Here is a 14,143-nt window from a genome sequence, read left to right on the forward strand (position 1 = left end):
ATTAAATTATAGATTTATTATATCATTATTTTATGAAGCAATAATTTGATTATTTAAAGTTTAATAAAACAATAAAATAATGGTTGGAATTACCCAACCATTATTTTATCAAATAATTTTTTGAAAACATCTATCGGTTGTGCTCCTACGATAATATGTTCATTATTTATTATGAAGGTAGGAGTACTATTTATGTTCATACTATGAGCTAGCTGTGAGTACTCATTTAAATTATTTACGAATTTTCTTTCTTCTATAGCTTTATGAAGTTTTTTACTCTCTAAACCTATTTTAGAACCTATACCTTTTAAGACATTAATATCTCCAATATTTTTAGAATCTCTGAAATATGCACTCATTAAGCCTCTATGATACTCATCAAACTTTCCAATACTTCTTGCATATTCTGCAGCTTCCAATGAATTATGTGAGTTTGGCATATGATTTAAATGGCCAAATGTAATATTATATTTTGAACCAGAGTGTTCTAGATTGTCTTTCATTTTTTTTAGATTAATCTCTCCAAATTTATCATTAAGATTTATTCCTTCTAAAGGAGTTTCTGGGTGGATTTCTAATCCCAACCAAGTGTCTTCAATATCGTATTCCTTTTTTAATTCGTCGACTATACCTAAGCCTATATAGCAAAATGGTCAAATATAGTCTGAAAATATTTTAATATTTATTGGCATTTTTTTTACCTCCTATAAGTTCTGTCTATAATTATTACCCAGGTGCTAACATTAGAAACATATTTAAAAATATATCTTATATAAAATTTATGTAGCTATTTGTAGGGTAAATAAGAGATAATATATTAATGATAATATTCATTAATAAAAAAGAAGAATTTCTTTAGGAGGAAAAATTATTAAAAAGATAAATAATTTAAAATACTATATATTTATGTCTGTAATAACTTTAATACTAATATTATATTTTTCCACACCATTAAAAGACCATATACAAATAAGTACACTTGTATCATTTCTTATAGAAATTAAAGGTAATCCCTATGCACCTATAATATATGTCATTATATATATGGTGGCAGTTGCTTTTGCATTACCTGGTATTCCTTTAACATTAATAAGTGGTCCCTTATTTGGCTTATGGTGGGGAACTTTATTAGTATTAATAGGTGCTAATTTAGGAGCTCAAATAACATTTCTAATTAGTAGATATTTGGGAAAAGACGTGGTAGAAAAACTTATAAGAACTGATGGCTTTGTATATAAAATTAGTAATAAGGTAAAAGAAAATGGATTAATGGTTATGTTATATATTAGAATACTTCCGATTTTTCCGTATAATGTTATTAATTATTTGATGGGAATGACACCTATTAAATATAGAGACTATACTTTGGGGTCTATATTAGGGATGATTCCTGGGACATTTATATTCGTTTATTTATCTACTACAGCAACTAATATCAAGGATAATCCTTTAGGAATAGTTATCCCAATTATATTATTTTTATTATTGGCTATAGGAAGTAAGTTAGTGAATAAAAAACAAAACATTCTAAATCCAAAAGAGTTTAATTAGATAAACAGGTGTTTTCTTTACTAGCTTTTGATGTTTAAAAAGGAGATTATTTATAATGAATGATTTAAAAGAAATATTACTAGATCCTATTTTAGGTAAAGTTATATTAGTATCTGTAATTATTGTAACTTTAGTTTTAATTACAAGATTTACAAAGAAAAATTTGAATAAATATATCAAGGAAAATGATAATAGATATAAAACCAAAAAGGTAATCAATATACTTGGTTATATTATTGCAATTATATTGATAGTGCTTATTTTTATTGATGATATAAGAGGTGTAACTATAACTTTAGGAGTAGCCAGTGCTGGGATAGCTTTTGCACTACAAGAGGTTATAGTCAGTATAGCAGGATGGGTAGCAATATTAACTGGGAATATATATAAAGCAGGGGATAGAGTTGAAGTTGGAGGTATAAAAGGAGATGTGATAGATCTTGGAGTTCTTAGAACTACTATTATGGAGGTAGGTCAGTGGGTGAATGGAGATCTATATAATGGCAGAATTGTAAGAGTCGCTAATAGCTTTGTGTTTAAGCAACCTGTATTTAATTATTCTGCTAACTTTCCTTTTCTTTGGGATGAAATAAAAATTCCAATAAAATTTGGTGGAGATTATCTATATGCAAAAGATACCATTAACAATGTAGCTGAAGAGATAATAGGAGATTATGCAAGAGAAGCTGAGAAACAATGGAAAGTTATGGTTAGAAAATTTCGAATCGAAAATGCTAGTACGAAACCTATGGTAACAATGATAGCAACTGATAATTGGGTAGAATACACATTAAGGTATGTGGTTGATTATAGAAAAAGAAGATATACAAAGGATTTATTGTTTACAAGAATATTAGAAGAAGTACATAAAAGTGGAGATAGGATTGAATTGGCATCAGCTACATTTGATTTAGTAGGGTTACCTAAATTAGATGTTAATTATAATAAAAAAACAGGAAATTCTTAAGAATTTCCTGTTTTTTTATCTACATAGTTATATTGATCTAAAGAACCATTAATCCTCCATACTTTTGTATCTAAATAATTTATTTTCTCAGAAAATTTATGGGATATTTCTATTTTATCTCCAAAATGCATTGGGATTAGTAAACCAGGTGAAATAGTTTTGGCAAAGTATTCTCCAGCTAAATAGTAATATTCATCTAATCTAGGATCTGCCGGTACAAATGCTATATCAATGTCTTTTCCTTTAAGTAAGTCTACTTCTCTTTTATAGTCAACTTCTTCTTTCTTTTGAGTATTTTCGTTATCACTCTTCCAATGCCACCAATTTAGATCTCCCGAATGATATATATTCAAGTCATCTACTTTAACAAGATAAGATAATCCCCTATCCGTAGTACCATAAGTTTCAATAGTTATATTATCAAACTTTAAAGAGTTATATTTTTCTACAAAATATAGATTTTGATTATGTGTATCTATAAATATATCATCACTTATAATATATTTGATATTAGGATTATACTCGACCCATGTTAATATAACAGGATCAAAATGATCTTTGTGACCGTGGGTAACAAACACAAAAACTTCCTTTTCCTTTCCTATAAAATCATCCATTAAAGACATATTACCTATGTTTTTATTAGTAATATAATCAAAAATTAAAATATGATTTCTTGTTTCAACTACAAAACCACTATGGTACATATGGGTTATTTTAGCTTTACCTGTTCTCATAAATAGATGAAACCTCCTTAAATTATAATTAATACATCTTATACCCATAATTTGTATTGATAAATTTTATAATAAAAATAAGAGAAAAGTTAGCTTTTTTCTATTTCCGGTTAATATCTTTTGTAGGTCTTATATGGTGATCATATATTTTTTTATATCTATGTACTTCTTTAATACGAGTTTGTTTTTTATAAGAATCATGTAGATTTTTGACTAATAAAATACTCATAATTATAAGTATTACAGCAAAAGGTAATCTATTACTAATAACAGCAGTTTGTAGAGTTGATAATACTTGTTCTCCACCTATTAATAATATTGCAGTTACAAACCTTCCATAAAAGCTCAAAATATTCTTTAAGGTACGGATGAATCTAACTTGCCATCCGATGTAATGTTATCTACTACTTACATATAATTTTCCTTTTTCAAATATTATTATAAACATTTAAATAAAAATATACTCTTTATATAAATTATTAAAATACAATAATTTTCCTATGGGTTGACTATGTAGTAAAAAAAGGGGTAATATTAGAGTTATTAAGTAAATATTAGGAGGAGTTAGATATGAAAAAGTATAAATGTACTGTATGTAGTTATATATATAGACCTGAAAGAGGAGATAGGACAAATGACATACCTCCTAATACTAGTTTTGAAGATCTACCTGAGCATTGGAAATGTCCTAGATGTAACCAACCTAAAATGGCTTTTGTAGAAATTGAAGATTAATATAAAAAATGTAAACTACCTATATTTTATATTCTCATATCTCATATTTATAGGGATATTATAAACTTTATGACTACCAGCATATAGTTGGTCAGTATAATGCAGAGAAACTAGGAGTATGCGGAGATTTTTAAAATGTACTGAAGATAAGTCTTAGTTATTTTTTTCAAACAGTTGGTATAAATGGTGAAGAAATATAAAAAATAATATAAAAGATGGTTGAGCTAATTTTTCTGATATAATAATGAAATGAACATCATAGAAAAAACAAAATAAGTTTCAAAGGAGAATATTATGATTAATTTAGGAAAAACTCAAGAGTTAATAGTAGACAGATTAGCTTCTCAAGGTGCTTACTTAAAGTCTACAAAAGATAATGATGATGAGTCTGTTTTATTACCTATGAAAGAAGTAGAAGAAGGAGTTGAAATAGGAGATAAAATCAAAGTTTTTGTGTATAGAGACTCCAAGGATAGAATTATAGCTACAACTAAAAAGCCAAAATTAACATTGGGAGATATAGGACTATTAGAAGTAGTAGACACTACGAATATAGGTGCATTTATGGATTGGGGATTAGAGAAGGATTTGTTTATCCCCTTTAAGGAACAAAGAGGAAAAATTAAGAAGGGTAGAGAATATTTAGTAGGGACATATATTGATAAGAGTGATAGACTATGTGCCACTATGAATGTATATGATATGTTAGATACAAATTCACCCTATAAAGAAGACGATAAAGTAGAGGGTATGGTATATAATATTAACCCTGAGATAGGTATTTTTGTTGCAGTAGATAATAAGTACCATGGTTTGATTCCGAAGCAGAGGTTATTTAGAAGCTTTGAACTAGGAGAAAAAATAGAAGCGAAGGTGATTAAAGTTAGAAAAGATGGTAAATTAGAACTAACTATAAGAAAAAAAGCATATAAGCAAATAGATGGTGATGCAGATAGAATACTATCTAAATTGAAATCTAATGATGGAGTATTAATGATAAATGATAAGAGTGCTCCAGGGAAAATTCAAAGAGAATTAAAAATGAGCAAGGCATCCTTTAAGAGAGCAGTAGGGAAATTATTAAAAGAAAATAAAATAAAATTTATAGAAGGCGGAATAAAACGATTATAAAATAAGGTGAGATATCTCACCTTATTTTATTGGGATTTTTTAATTATAATCTTAACAAGATTTTTCTATAGATTTACTTAAAATTATTGTAAAGATATATCATATCATGTCGATATATATAATGCTAAGGAATATATTAAGTAGGAGGAATGTCGATATGAAGAAGTATTTCAAGAAAAATATTTACAATAAGCTACTAATTATGTGCTTAAGTCTATTGATAATACCCAGCATTATCATAGGTTTTGAAGGATATAACACAGCTAAAAAGGAATTAAATGAAAAAGGTAGAGTTATTTTAAAAAATAGCGCTAATCAGACTATGCAACTAATAGAATCAAAACAAGAAGCAGTAAAAAGTGGAGATTTAGCATTAACAGAGGCTCAAGAAGATGTTAAAGAATTTATACTAGGTAAGAAGACTGCTGATGGTAAGAGACCTATAAATAAAAACATAGACTTGGGGGAAAATGGATATATTCTTATTTATGATTTAGAAGGAAATGAAGTAGCCCATCCATCCCTTGAAGGAGAAAATGTATGGAATGCTGAGGACAAAAGTGGTAATGGTTTTTTATTAGTACAGGATCAAATAGAAAAAGGAAAGAATGGTGGGGGATATACAGAATATGAATGGACCTTGCCTAACTCTGAAAGAACTGGAAAGAAAATCTCTTATTCAATATTAGATGAAGAGTGGGGATGGGTTGTCGTATCCGGTACATATGAAATGGATTTTAATAAAGGAGCAAACAAAATTTTATTTGCGATTGGAATTACTATACTTCTAACATTTATTATTGGACTTATAATAATAATTTTATTTGCCCGTCATATAACTAGACCTATAAAGAAAATAAGTGAAGGATTAGATAGAGTAGCTAAAGGAGATTTAACTATTGAAGATGTCAATGTTAAGAATAAAGATGAAACAGGCTTATTAGCAAAATCTTTTAATCAAATGGTAGGTAGTGTTAAGGGTATTTTACTATCAGTTAAAGGTTCTAGTAATACAGTTTTAGAGTCGTCAGAATCACTAAGAGAGATAACCTTTCAAACTGCAAGAGCTACAGATGAAGTAGCAAATACTATCTCTCAAATAGCAAGTAGTACTAATGAACAAGCAAAGGATATTGAAGAAGGATCATTAGAGATAAATAATTTAGGAAATGAAATAGAAGGAATAGCAAAATTAACTGATGAGATGGATGGATTATCTAACAAGACAAAGGAATTAACTAATAAGGGGCTTAGTATAATAGAGGAATTGACAAATAAATCTCAAGATAGTGAAAAAGCACAACAAAATGTTGGTAATATTGTTGTTAAGCTGAATGATAGCACTAATCAAATAGGAGTAATAACTGATACTATAAGTCAAATATCTGAACAAACAAATCTATTAGCATTAAATGCTTCTATTGAAGCAGCTAGAGCTGGAGAAGCTGGTAGAGGTTTTGCTGTTGTAGCTGATGAAATTAGAAAATTAGCTGAACAATCCTCTGATGCAATACAAGGTATTAATGAGATTTTACAAGAAATTCAAAGTAACTCTCAATCAGCAGTATCATCTATTAATGACTCTAAAGATATTGTGGAAGAACAAAATAAATCAGTGGAAAGTACAAAGAAAATATTTAATGATATATCCCAATCTATCAATGACTTAATAGGAAATATATCTAATGTTACCAATGGAAGTATAAGTATGAATAGCAGAAAAGAAAATATAATTGGAATGATTGATAACTTATCAGCTATTTCAGAAGAAAATGCAGCTTCTACTCAAGAAGTATCAGCTTCTACTGAAGAACAAGCAGCTTCTGTAGAAGAAGTTTCAAATTATGCAGAAGAATTGAATCAATTATCTAATACATTATTAGAAGAAGTAAGTAAATTTAAAATATAAAGTTAAAACTTATAAATAGGTATCCTTGAGGATACCTATTTATTTAAATAAATCATGATTATATTAATGTATAAAGGATATAATTAATAATAAGTAATAGTAATTAATGAAAAGAGGGGTTTCATTGGAACTTACATTAACTACTCCCGCACTGCTATTTCCAGCTATATCTTTATTATTATTAGCATATACTAATCGGTTTTTAGTATTAGCTGAGTTAGTAAGAAAACTAAATGATGAGCATAAAAAAAATCCAAATAAAAATCTATCAGATCAGATAAGAAATTTAAAAAAGAGAATAGATATAATTAAAAACATGCAGATACTAGGAGTATCATCCTTCTTTTTATGTGTATTATCTATGTTCATGTTGTTTAGAGAAAGGCAGTTTATAGCAAATCTAGTTTTTGGAGGTGCATTAATTTTTTTAATGGCTTCACTAGCATTATTACTAAGAGAATTATTTATCTCAATTCATGCATTGAATATTCAGCTAGAGGATTGTAAACACTAAAATAAAATATATTTCTATATTTTACCTTGTTATATCTGAAGTAATAGTATATAATTATCATAATGCATAAAAATCATTATAATAATAAAGACTTCAGATGAAAGGTCTTCGTTTGTGGTCTTTTATTTTGAAAAAAATATTATTAAATATGTGGAAATTGTAAATAATATTAAATGTATAGATTATGTAAATCATAAAGTATTAAAAGTAAGAAAGGAAAATTAAATGAAAACAATAAAATTTAATGAATTAGAAATTAGTAAAGAAATAGAACGGGCAATTAGCGACATGGGCTTTGAGGAGGCAACTCCAATACAAACAAAGGCTATTCCTGAAATTTTATCAGGAGTAGATGTACTTGGTCAAGCGCAAACAGGAACGGGAAAAACTGTTGCATTTGGAATACCAGTATTAGAAAGAATTGATACTAATGACAAATCAGTACAAACTTTAATTTTATGTCCTACTAGAGAACTAGCAATACAGGTATCTGAAGAAATTAAAAGACTAGGTAAATATATACCAGGACTTAAAACTTTACCTGTATATGGAGGTCAACCTATTCAAAGGCAAATCCAAGCTTTAAATAAAGGAGTGCAAGTAGTAATAGGAACTCCTGGTAGAGTAATGGATCATATGAGAAGAAAAACATTAAAACTTCAAAACCTAAAAATGGTTGTTTTAGATGAAGCAGATGAAATGTTAAATATGGGATTCAGAGAAGACATAGAAGAAATTTTAGATGTTACACCAAAACAAAGACAGACTCTGTTATTCTCAGCTACAATACCTAGAGCTATTTTAGATATAACTAAAAAATATCAGAAGAATGCTAAAACTGTAAAAGTGGTTCATAGAGAGCTTACAGTACCTAACATAGAACAATACTATATAGAATTAAAGAAAAAGAATAAATTAGAGATACTTACTAGATTAATTGATATACACAATCCTAAATTAAGTCTTATATTTTGTAATACAAAGAGAATGGTTGATGAATTAGTTGTTGATTTACAAGGTAGAGGATATTTTGCTGATGCATTACATGGAGATTTAAAACAAACTCAAAGAGATAGAGTTATGAATAGTTTTAGAAATGGTAATGTAGATATACTTGTAGCTACAGACGTGGCTGCCAGAGGAATCGATGTAGATGATGTTGAAATGGTATTTAATTATGATGTTCCTCAAGACGAAGAGTACTACGTTCACAGAATTGGAAGAACTGGAAGAGCAGGAAGAACTGGAAGAGCTTTTACTTTTGTAGTAGGAAAAGAAATTTATAAACTAAAAAATATTCAAAAATATACTAAAACAAAAATTTCAAGAGAACAGGCTCCATCAGTTAATGAAGTAGAAGAAGCAAAAGCTGATAAGATATTAAATGAAATTAAAGAAGTAATAAATAATGAAAAATTATCAAAAGAAGTAAATTATATTGAGAAATTATTAGATGATGAATATACTTCAATTGATATAGCTGCAGCTTTACTTAATTTATCAATGGGTAGAGTTGAGGAAAAAGAAGATACATCAGATATGGACTTTGGAAATACTGGAGCAGAGCCAGGAATGGTTAGGTTATTTATTAACATAGGTAAAAGTCAAAAGGTAAGAGTAAGAGATATATTAGGAGCTATAGCAGGAGAAACGGGGCTTCCTGGAGAAGTTGTAGGTAAAATTGATATATATGATAAATTTACCTTTGTAGAAGTACCAAAAGAGAATGGTCAAAAAGTATTAGATGTTATGAAAAATAATAAAATAAAAGGCAAGAAAATAAATATAGAACCAGCAAATAGTAAGTAATATAAAACTTTCATTCCTTAAGGAATGAAAGTTTTTTATTTATACTGAATAATACATATAAATTTACTAACAATATTATTATTGTATTATTCAATATTGGAGGAAATAAAATGAAACTAATATCAGGAGATATATTATGGTCTAGTATAAATGAAGTACCAAAACAGTATCCATCATTAGTAAGGGACATAGAATGTGATGTCCTTATAATAGGTGGAGGAGTGACAGGAGCATTAGCTTCATACTACTTATCTGAAAATACATTTGATGTTGTAGTAGTTGAAAAAAATATAGTAGGATATGGAAGTACAAGAGCATCCACCTCTATTTTACAATATGAAGTAGATACTGATTTATATGGATTATCTCATATGATTGGTGAAAAAAAAGCAGTGGCTGCATTTAAGCTATGTGAACAAGGAGTATATGACATAGAAAATATTATTAGTAACTTAGGTGATAATTGTGATTTTAGATTAAATGAATGTTTGTACTATACCCAAAATTCTTCAAAGGTTTCCTATATGAAAAAGGAATATGAATTAAGGAAAAAACATGGTTTTTCTGTGGAGTTTTTAGAGAATAAAAATGAAGTTCAAGGAATAACAGTTCCCATACATGCTGGGATATATTCCTATAAAGGATCTGCAGAAATAGATCCCTATAGATTTACTCATAGTCTAATATCAAAAGCTATTGAAAGAGGGGTAAAAGTATACGAAAATACTGAAGTAAAAAAAATAAAACCTAATTTTGACAATGTAGTAGTAGAGACTATTAATAACTTTAAAATTAAAGCAAAAAAAGTAATAATTGCATCAGGATATGAATCTATAGAATATTTTAATAAAAAATTAGCAAATATGTTTAGGACGTTCACTATTGTAACTAAACCTATAAACAAGTTGCAGGAAATGCAATCAATAACGATGAGAGATGATAAAGATGCATATACGTATATAAGAACTACGGGGGATAATAGAATTATAATAGGAGGAGACGATGAAAAAATAGGTAAGGAAACAAGCAATATGGCTAATTTATCTAATGATGATAAAGCATCAGAAGTAAAATATAATATCTTATATGAAAAACTCAAAAAATTCTATCCCCAATTTAGTAATATGGAAATAGACTATAAATTTAGTGGTATATTTGCAGTAACTAAGGATGGATTACCCCACATAGGAGAAAAAAAAGATATGCCTAATTGTTATTTTATTATGTCCTATGGATCCAATGGTATTTTATACTCTACTATTGGTGCAAAGTTACTAACGGATTTATTTAGTGGAAATAAAAGAAAAGAGTTAGAAATATTTAGATATGATAGATAGTGAAAAGCAAAATACATAATTAGAAGAAAAAATGAGAATTATAAACGAAAGGGTATATAATAGTTGGGCGAAGATCTATATATGCTTCTGTTGGTAGGAGGTATTTATAGGTCGACCGAAAATTAGGTATTGGTCAATTTTTGGCTGGTATTTGGTTGGAGGGAAGATTCTATGTAGTGAAGAACAGTTTTATTATGGTGGATTAAATCCATTGTAATGGGGCTTTAATTCATTATATAGGGTCGAGCTATGATTATATATAGTTCTAGAATAATATGGTTATATTTAGCCGAAAGGTTAGGTATAGCTGTAAAGGGATTATATGTAGTTTAACAAACCATCAGTATGGGTTATGAAGTGTTCTATTATAATCGAAAGACTATAGTAGGATACTAAGTGATCTATATTGGTGCAAGGTAGATTATTATGTGCTCTAAAATAACCAAGTAGCTAAAGCTACTTGGTTATTTATATATTTAATTATCTATAAGGACAATATGGTCCATATCCTGGTCTTCTAATTCCATATCCTGGCCTACTATAAGGGTTGCCATATCCTCGTCTCCCGTTGGGGTTTCCATACCTAGGAGCTCCATATTGTCTATAAGGACAATTTCTTCTATAAGGGCAGTAAGGACAGTAAGGACATTCTTCAATGTTATTAGAGTATATAGAATCTTCTCTATTCATGACACCACTCCTTTTCTTCAGTATATTATATTCCATATTTAATTTAGAGTTACAATCTAACCCCATGAAGTTTTATGTAAATCTTATTTTAAATAAAGTGCAAATTATTTCTTGCTAAATAAATAATAAAAATTGACAAAATTCTGATAATTAAATATAATGATAATATATGAAGGTGAAAGGAGTGTTGTATTATGAGAGGTTATAGAATAAAAGAGGTGCTAATAAAATAATATAACATGGGTCTTTTGGTAAATTTTCATAAGCTAAAAGACGTACAAATAAGCCTTAGCTACTAAAAAATAAATTATAAATTTAGCATGGTTAATTACCATGCTTTTTTTATTCTTCTAAATCCCACAGAAAGGTTTGTTTTCTGTGGGATTTCTATGTGCTTAAATAAGGAAAATGGAGGAAAAAAATGAGTTTAATTAATTTAGGATGGAATGATTTTTTTCAAGATTATTATAATTCTTATGGAGATGATAATCTAACTGTTGGAAGAATTTCTGCTGAATACAGGAATCATTATGAAGTAATCACAGAGATAGGTGAAATAAAAGGGGAAATTTCTGGAAAATTAAGGTATACTATTGAAACTAAATCTGACTTTCCCGTAGTGGGAGATTGGGTTGTAATAAATCGATTAGATAATAATTTTGCTATAATTAATGATGTTTTGCCTAGAAAAAGTATGTTTAAAAGAAAAGCTCCAGGAAATAAAATTGAAGAGCAAATATTAGCATCAAATATCGATTATATATTTATAGTAACTTCTCTAAATCAGAACTACAATTTAAGAAGGATTGAAAGGTATGTAACTATTTCCTGGGAAAGTGGAGCTATACCTGTAGTAATTTTAAGCAAATCTGATCTATGTGATGATAAAGAAAATAAAATTATAGAAGTAGAAAATATAGCTCCTGGAGTAGATATTCATGCAATAAGTGCTATGACGGGAAAAGGAGTTGAAAATCTAAGTAAATATGTGAAGGAAGGTAATACTATATGTTTGCTCGGCTCATCAGGAGTTGGAAAGTCAACTTTGGTGAATAGGTTAATTGGAGAAGATACTATGGATACTGGAGATATTAGACTTGATGATGGGAGAGGAAAACATACTACTACTCATAGACAAATGATGAATATTCCTGAAGGAGGATTGATTATTGATACTCCAGGAATAAGAGAAATAGCTTTATGGGATGGAGATAATGGTATAGAAGAAGCCTTTAAGGATTTAGAAATTCTATCTAATAAATGTAAATTTACAGACTGTAAACATGAATCTGAACCTGGATGTGCTATAACACAAGCTATTAATAATGGAAGCTTAGCTAAAGAAAGATTAGATAGTTATAAAAAGTTACAAAGAGAATTAAGATATATTGAAAGAAAACAAAATAGGAAATTACAATTAGAAGAAAAAAAGAAGAATAAGTCATTAAATAAATATATAAAGGCTCATAAAAGAAAATAAACAAATATCAAAATAAAGGGGCTTAAAAAAAGCTCCTTTATTTTGAGTAATTTTTTAAAAATATGTTATTATAATAAAGAACATTAAAGTGAATGGAGCTGTTATTATGGAAAGATTAGAAGAAGTATTAAAAGAGAACTTAGAAAATGATAAGTTTATATATGCTGTACTTAGTGATAAAAAAACTAAAGGATTAGAATATAAAAAAGTAACTATAAAGCCTGTAAAGATAAAAGATAATATATTAATACAATTTACTTTTAATTATGATAAAAAAGTTATACATAATAACCTTAGCATTAAGGATGCAATAGGTGAGATATTAGATTTAATAAAAGATAAATTTAAACAAATGATGATCTTTACTGTAAATAATGATTATCAAGTATTTTCTAATAAGAAATCTAAAATTAGAATTCTTAAAAAATCACCCACAAAAGCCCAAGTAAATATCAATCATAATAAAAAGAAGAATTATATTATTCAAGAAGGAGATACTTGTGATTTTCTTATACAACTTGGAGTTATGAATGAAGAGGGAAAGGTTTATAAAAAAAAATATAATAAATTTAGGCAGATTAATAGATTTTTAGAAATGGTCTCAGATGTTATACCTAATTTAAACAAAAATAAAAAGCTTAAGATAATAGATTTTGGATGTGGAAAGTCTTATCTTACTTTTGCATTATATTATTATTTAGTAGATAAGTTAGATTATAATGTGGAGATGATAGGTTTAGATTTAAAAGAAGATGTTATAGATTTTTGTAATGAATTATCCCGAACTCTTAATTATGAAGACCTTAGATTTGAAAAAGGCGATATAGAAGGATTTAATCAGTTTGATAATGTAGATATGGTAATAACACTTCATGCTTGCGATACAGCTACAGATGATGCACTAGTTAAAGCTGTTCACTGGGGTGCGAATGTAATAATGTCAGTTCCTTGTTGCCAACATGAACTATTCAATAAAATTGACAATGAAGTTATGGTACCTATGTTAAAACATGGGATAATAAAAGAAAAATTATCCTCTCTAATAACAGACAGCATAAGAGGAAATATTTTAGAAATATTAGGCTATGATATTCAGTTATTAGAATTTATTGATATGGAGCATACTCCTAAGAATATATTGATTAGGGGAATAAAAAAAGGTGTAATTGATAGTAATAAGATTGACGAATATTTAGAGTTTAAAAAGTTTTGGAAAGTGGATCCTTATATAGAAAAGAAAATGGGAAGTGTTTTAGAAAAAAGATTAAAAGGCGGCTATTAAG

14 protein-coding genes are annotated in these 14,143 nt (G+C 27.9%); 10 read left to right on the forward strand and 4 right to left on the reverse strand.

Going from position 1 to position 14,143, the window contains the following annotated elements:
- Positions 1–89: 89 nt before the first annotated feature.
- Positions 90–641: a DsbA family oxidoreductase gene (locus GOQ27_RS13680; RefSeq protein WP_203367478.1), complete on the reverse strand. Its 552-nt coding sequence runs from the start codon at positions 639–641 to the stop codon at positions 90–92.
- Between the two features lie 265 nt (positions 642–906).
- Between GOQ27_RS13680 and GOQ27_RS13685 the strand changes: the two genes are divergently transcribed.
- Positions 907–1,551 carry a TVP38/TMEM64 family protein gene (locus GOQ27_RS13685; RefSeq protein WP_203367441.1) on the forward strand — a complete coding sequence of 215 codons (645 nt, stop codon included), beginning with the start codon at positions 907–909 and terminating at the stop codon, positions 1,549–1,551.
- Between the two features lie 55 nt (positions 1,552–1,606).
- On the forward strand, positions 1,607–2,518 hold the full coding sequence (locus GOQ27_RS13690) for a mechanosensitive ion channel domain-containing protein (protein WP_203367442.1): 912 nt from the start codon (positions 1,607–1,609) through the stop codon (positions 2,516–2,518).
- On the opposite strand, the gene GOQ27_RS13695 is transcribed toward GOQ27_RS13690, so the two are convergent.
- Together GOQ27_RS13695 and GOQ27_RS13700 are read right to left on the reverse strand one after the other, a co-directional pair.
- A complete protein-coding gene (locus tag GOQ27_RS13695; RefSeq protein WP_203367443.1) occupies positions 2,515–3,255 on the reverse strand; it encodes an MBL fold metallo-hydrolase in 741 nt (246 codons plus the stop codon). The genes GOQ27_RS13690 and GOQ27_RS13695 overlap by 4 nt on opposite strands.
- 100 nt (positions 3,256–3,355) lie before the next feature.
- Positions 3,356–3,604 (reverse strand): BCCT family transporter, encoded by a 249-nt coding sequence (locus tag GOQ27_RS13700; RefSeq protein WP_203367444.1) that lies wholly within the window; start codon positions 3,602–3,604, stop codon positions 3,356–3,358.
- Positions 3,605–3,825: 221 nt separating this feature from the next.
- Between GOQ27_RS13700 and GOQ27_RS13705 the strand changes: the two genes are divergently transcribed.
- The 6 genes from GOQ27_RS13705 (at position 3,826) to GOQ27_RS13730 (ending at position 10,690) form a co-directional block, all read left to right on the forward strand.
- The gene (locus GOQ27_RS13705; RefSeq protein ID WP_203367445.1) at positions 3,826–3,990 is read left to right on the forward strand and encodes a rubredoxin; all 165 of its coding nucleotides are present in this window, start codon (positions 3,826–3,828) and stop codon (positions 3,988–3,990) included.
- 294 nt (positions 3,991–4,284) lie between these two features.
- On the forward strand, positions 4,285–5,121 hold the full coding sequence (locus GOQ27_RS13710; RefSeq protein WP_203367446.1) for a CvfB family protein: 837 nt from the start codon (positions 4,285–4,287) through the stop codon (positions 5,119–5,121).
- A gap of 157 nt (positions 5,122–5,278) precedes the next feature.
- Positions 5,279–7,030: a methyl-accepting chemotaxis protein gene (locus tag GOQ27_RS13715; RefSeq protein WP_252187853.1), complete on the forward strand. Its 1,752-nt coding sequence runs from the start codon at positions 5,279–5,281 to the stop codon at positions 7,028–7,030.
- 124 nt (positions 7,031–7,154) lie between these two features.
- Positions 7,155–7,544, forward strand: coding sequence for a DUF2721 domain-containing protein (locus GOQ27_RS13720; RefSeq protein ID WP_252187854.1), 390 nt, complete (start codon positions 7,155–7,157; stop codon positions 7,542–7,544).
- A 225-nt stretch (positions 7,545–7,769) separates the two neighbouring features.
- A complete protein-coding gene (locus GOQ27_RS13725; RefSeq protein WP_203367448.1) occupies positions 7,770–9,353 on the forward strand; it encodes a DEAD/DEAH box helicase in 1,584 nt (527 codons plus the stop codon).
- Positions 9,354–9,463: 110 nt separating this feature from the next.
- The gene (locus GOQ27_RS13730; protein WP_203367449.1) at positions 9,464–10,690 is read left to right on the forward strand and encodes an NAD(P)/FAD-dependent oxidoreductase; all 1,227 of its coding nucleotides are present in this window, start codon (positions 9,464–9,466) and stop codon (positions 10,688–10,690) included.
- 480 nt (positions 10,691–11,170) lie between these two features.
- On the opposite strand, the gene GOQ27_RS13735 is transcribed toward GOQ27_RS13730, so the two are convergent.
- Complete coding sequence (locus GOQ27_RS13735) at positions 11,171–11,380, reverse strand: hypothetical protein (protein WP_203367450.1); 210 nt, start codon at positions 11,378–11,380, stop codon at positions 11,171–11,173.
- Positions 11,381–11,801: 421 nt separating this feature from the next.
- On the opposite strand from GOQ27_RS13735, the gene rsgA reads away from it, so the two are divergent.
- Together rsgA and GOQ27_RS13745 are read left to right on the forward strand one after the other, a co-directional pair.
- Positions 11,802–12,860: a ribosome small subunit-dependent GTPase A gene (gene rsgA / locus GOQ27_RS13740; protein WP_203367451.1), complete on the forward strand. Its 1,059-nt coding sequence runs from the start codon at positions 11,802–11,804 to the stop codon at positions 12,858–12,860.
- 106 nt (positions 12,861–12,966) lie between these two features.
- Entirely contained in the window at positions 12,967–14,142 is a 1,176-nt protein-coding gene (locus GOQ27_RS13745) for a class I SAM-dependent methyltransferase (protein WP_203367452.1), read from the forward strand.
- Position 14,143 lies beyond the last annotated feature (1 nt).

Source organism: Anaeromonas frigoriresistens, assembly GCF_016820655.1.
Lineage (GTDB): Bacteria > Bacillota > Clostridia > Tissierellales > SIT17 > Anaeromonas > Anaeromonas frigoriresistens.

What these genes read in the sequence shown, in the direction of transcription:
- GOQ27_RS13685 (WP_203367441.1), top strand. Translation starts at nt 907, where the DNA reads ATGTCTGTAATAACTTTAATACTAATATTATATTTTTCCACACCATTA.
- GOQ27_RS13690 (WP_203367442.1), top strand. Translation starts at nt 1,607, where the DNA reads ATGAATGATTTAAAAGAAATATTACTAGATCCTATTTTAGGTAAAGTT.
- GOQ27_RS13695 (WP_203367443.1), bottom strand. Translation starts at nt 3,255, where the DNA reads ATGAGAACAGGTAAAGCTAAAATAACCCATATGTACCATAGTGGTTTT.
- GOQ27_RS13705 (WP_203367445.1), top strand. Translation starts at nt 3,826, where the DNA reads ATGAAAAAGTATAAATGTACTGTATGTAGTTATATATATAGACCTGAA.
- GOQ27_RS13710 (WP_203367446.1), top strand. Translation starts at nt 4,285, where the DNA reads ATGATTAATTTAGGAAAAACTCAAGAGTTAATAGTAGACAGATTAGCT.
- GOQ27_RS13715 (WP_252187853.1), top strand. Translation starts at nt 5,279, where the DNA reads ATGAAGAAGTATTTCAAGAAAAATATTTACAATAAGCTACTAATTATG.
- GOQ27_RS13725 (WP_203367448.1), top strand. Translation starts at nt 7,770, where the DNA reads ATGAAAACAATAAAATTTAATGAATTAGAAATTAGTAAAGAAATAGAA.
- GOQ27_RS13730 (WP_203367449.1), top strand. Translation starts at nt 9,464, where the DNA reads ATGAAACTAATATCAGGAGATATATTATGGTCTAGTATAAATGAAGTA.
- GOQ27_RS13735 (WP_203367450.1), bottom strand. Translation starts at nt 11,380, where the DNA reads ATGAATAGAGAAGATTCTATATACTCTAATAACATTGAAGAATGTCCT.
- rsgA (WP_203367451.1), top strand. Translation starts at nt 11,802, where the DNA reads ATGAGTTTAATTAATTTAGGATGGAATGATTTTTTTCAAGATTATTAT.
- GOQ27_RS13745 (WP_203367452.1), top strand. Translation starts at nt 12,967, where the DNA reads ATGGAAAGATTAGAAGAAGTATTAAAAGAGAACTTAGAAAATGATAAG.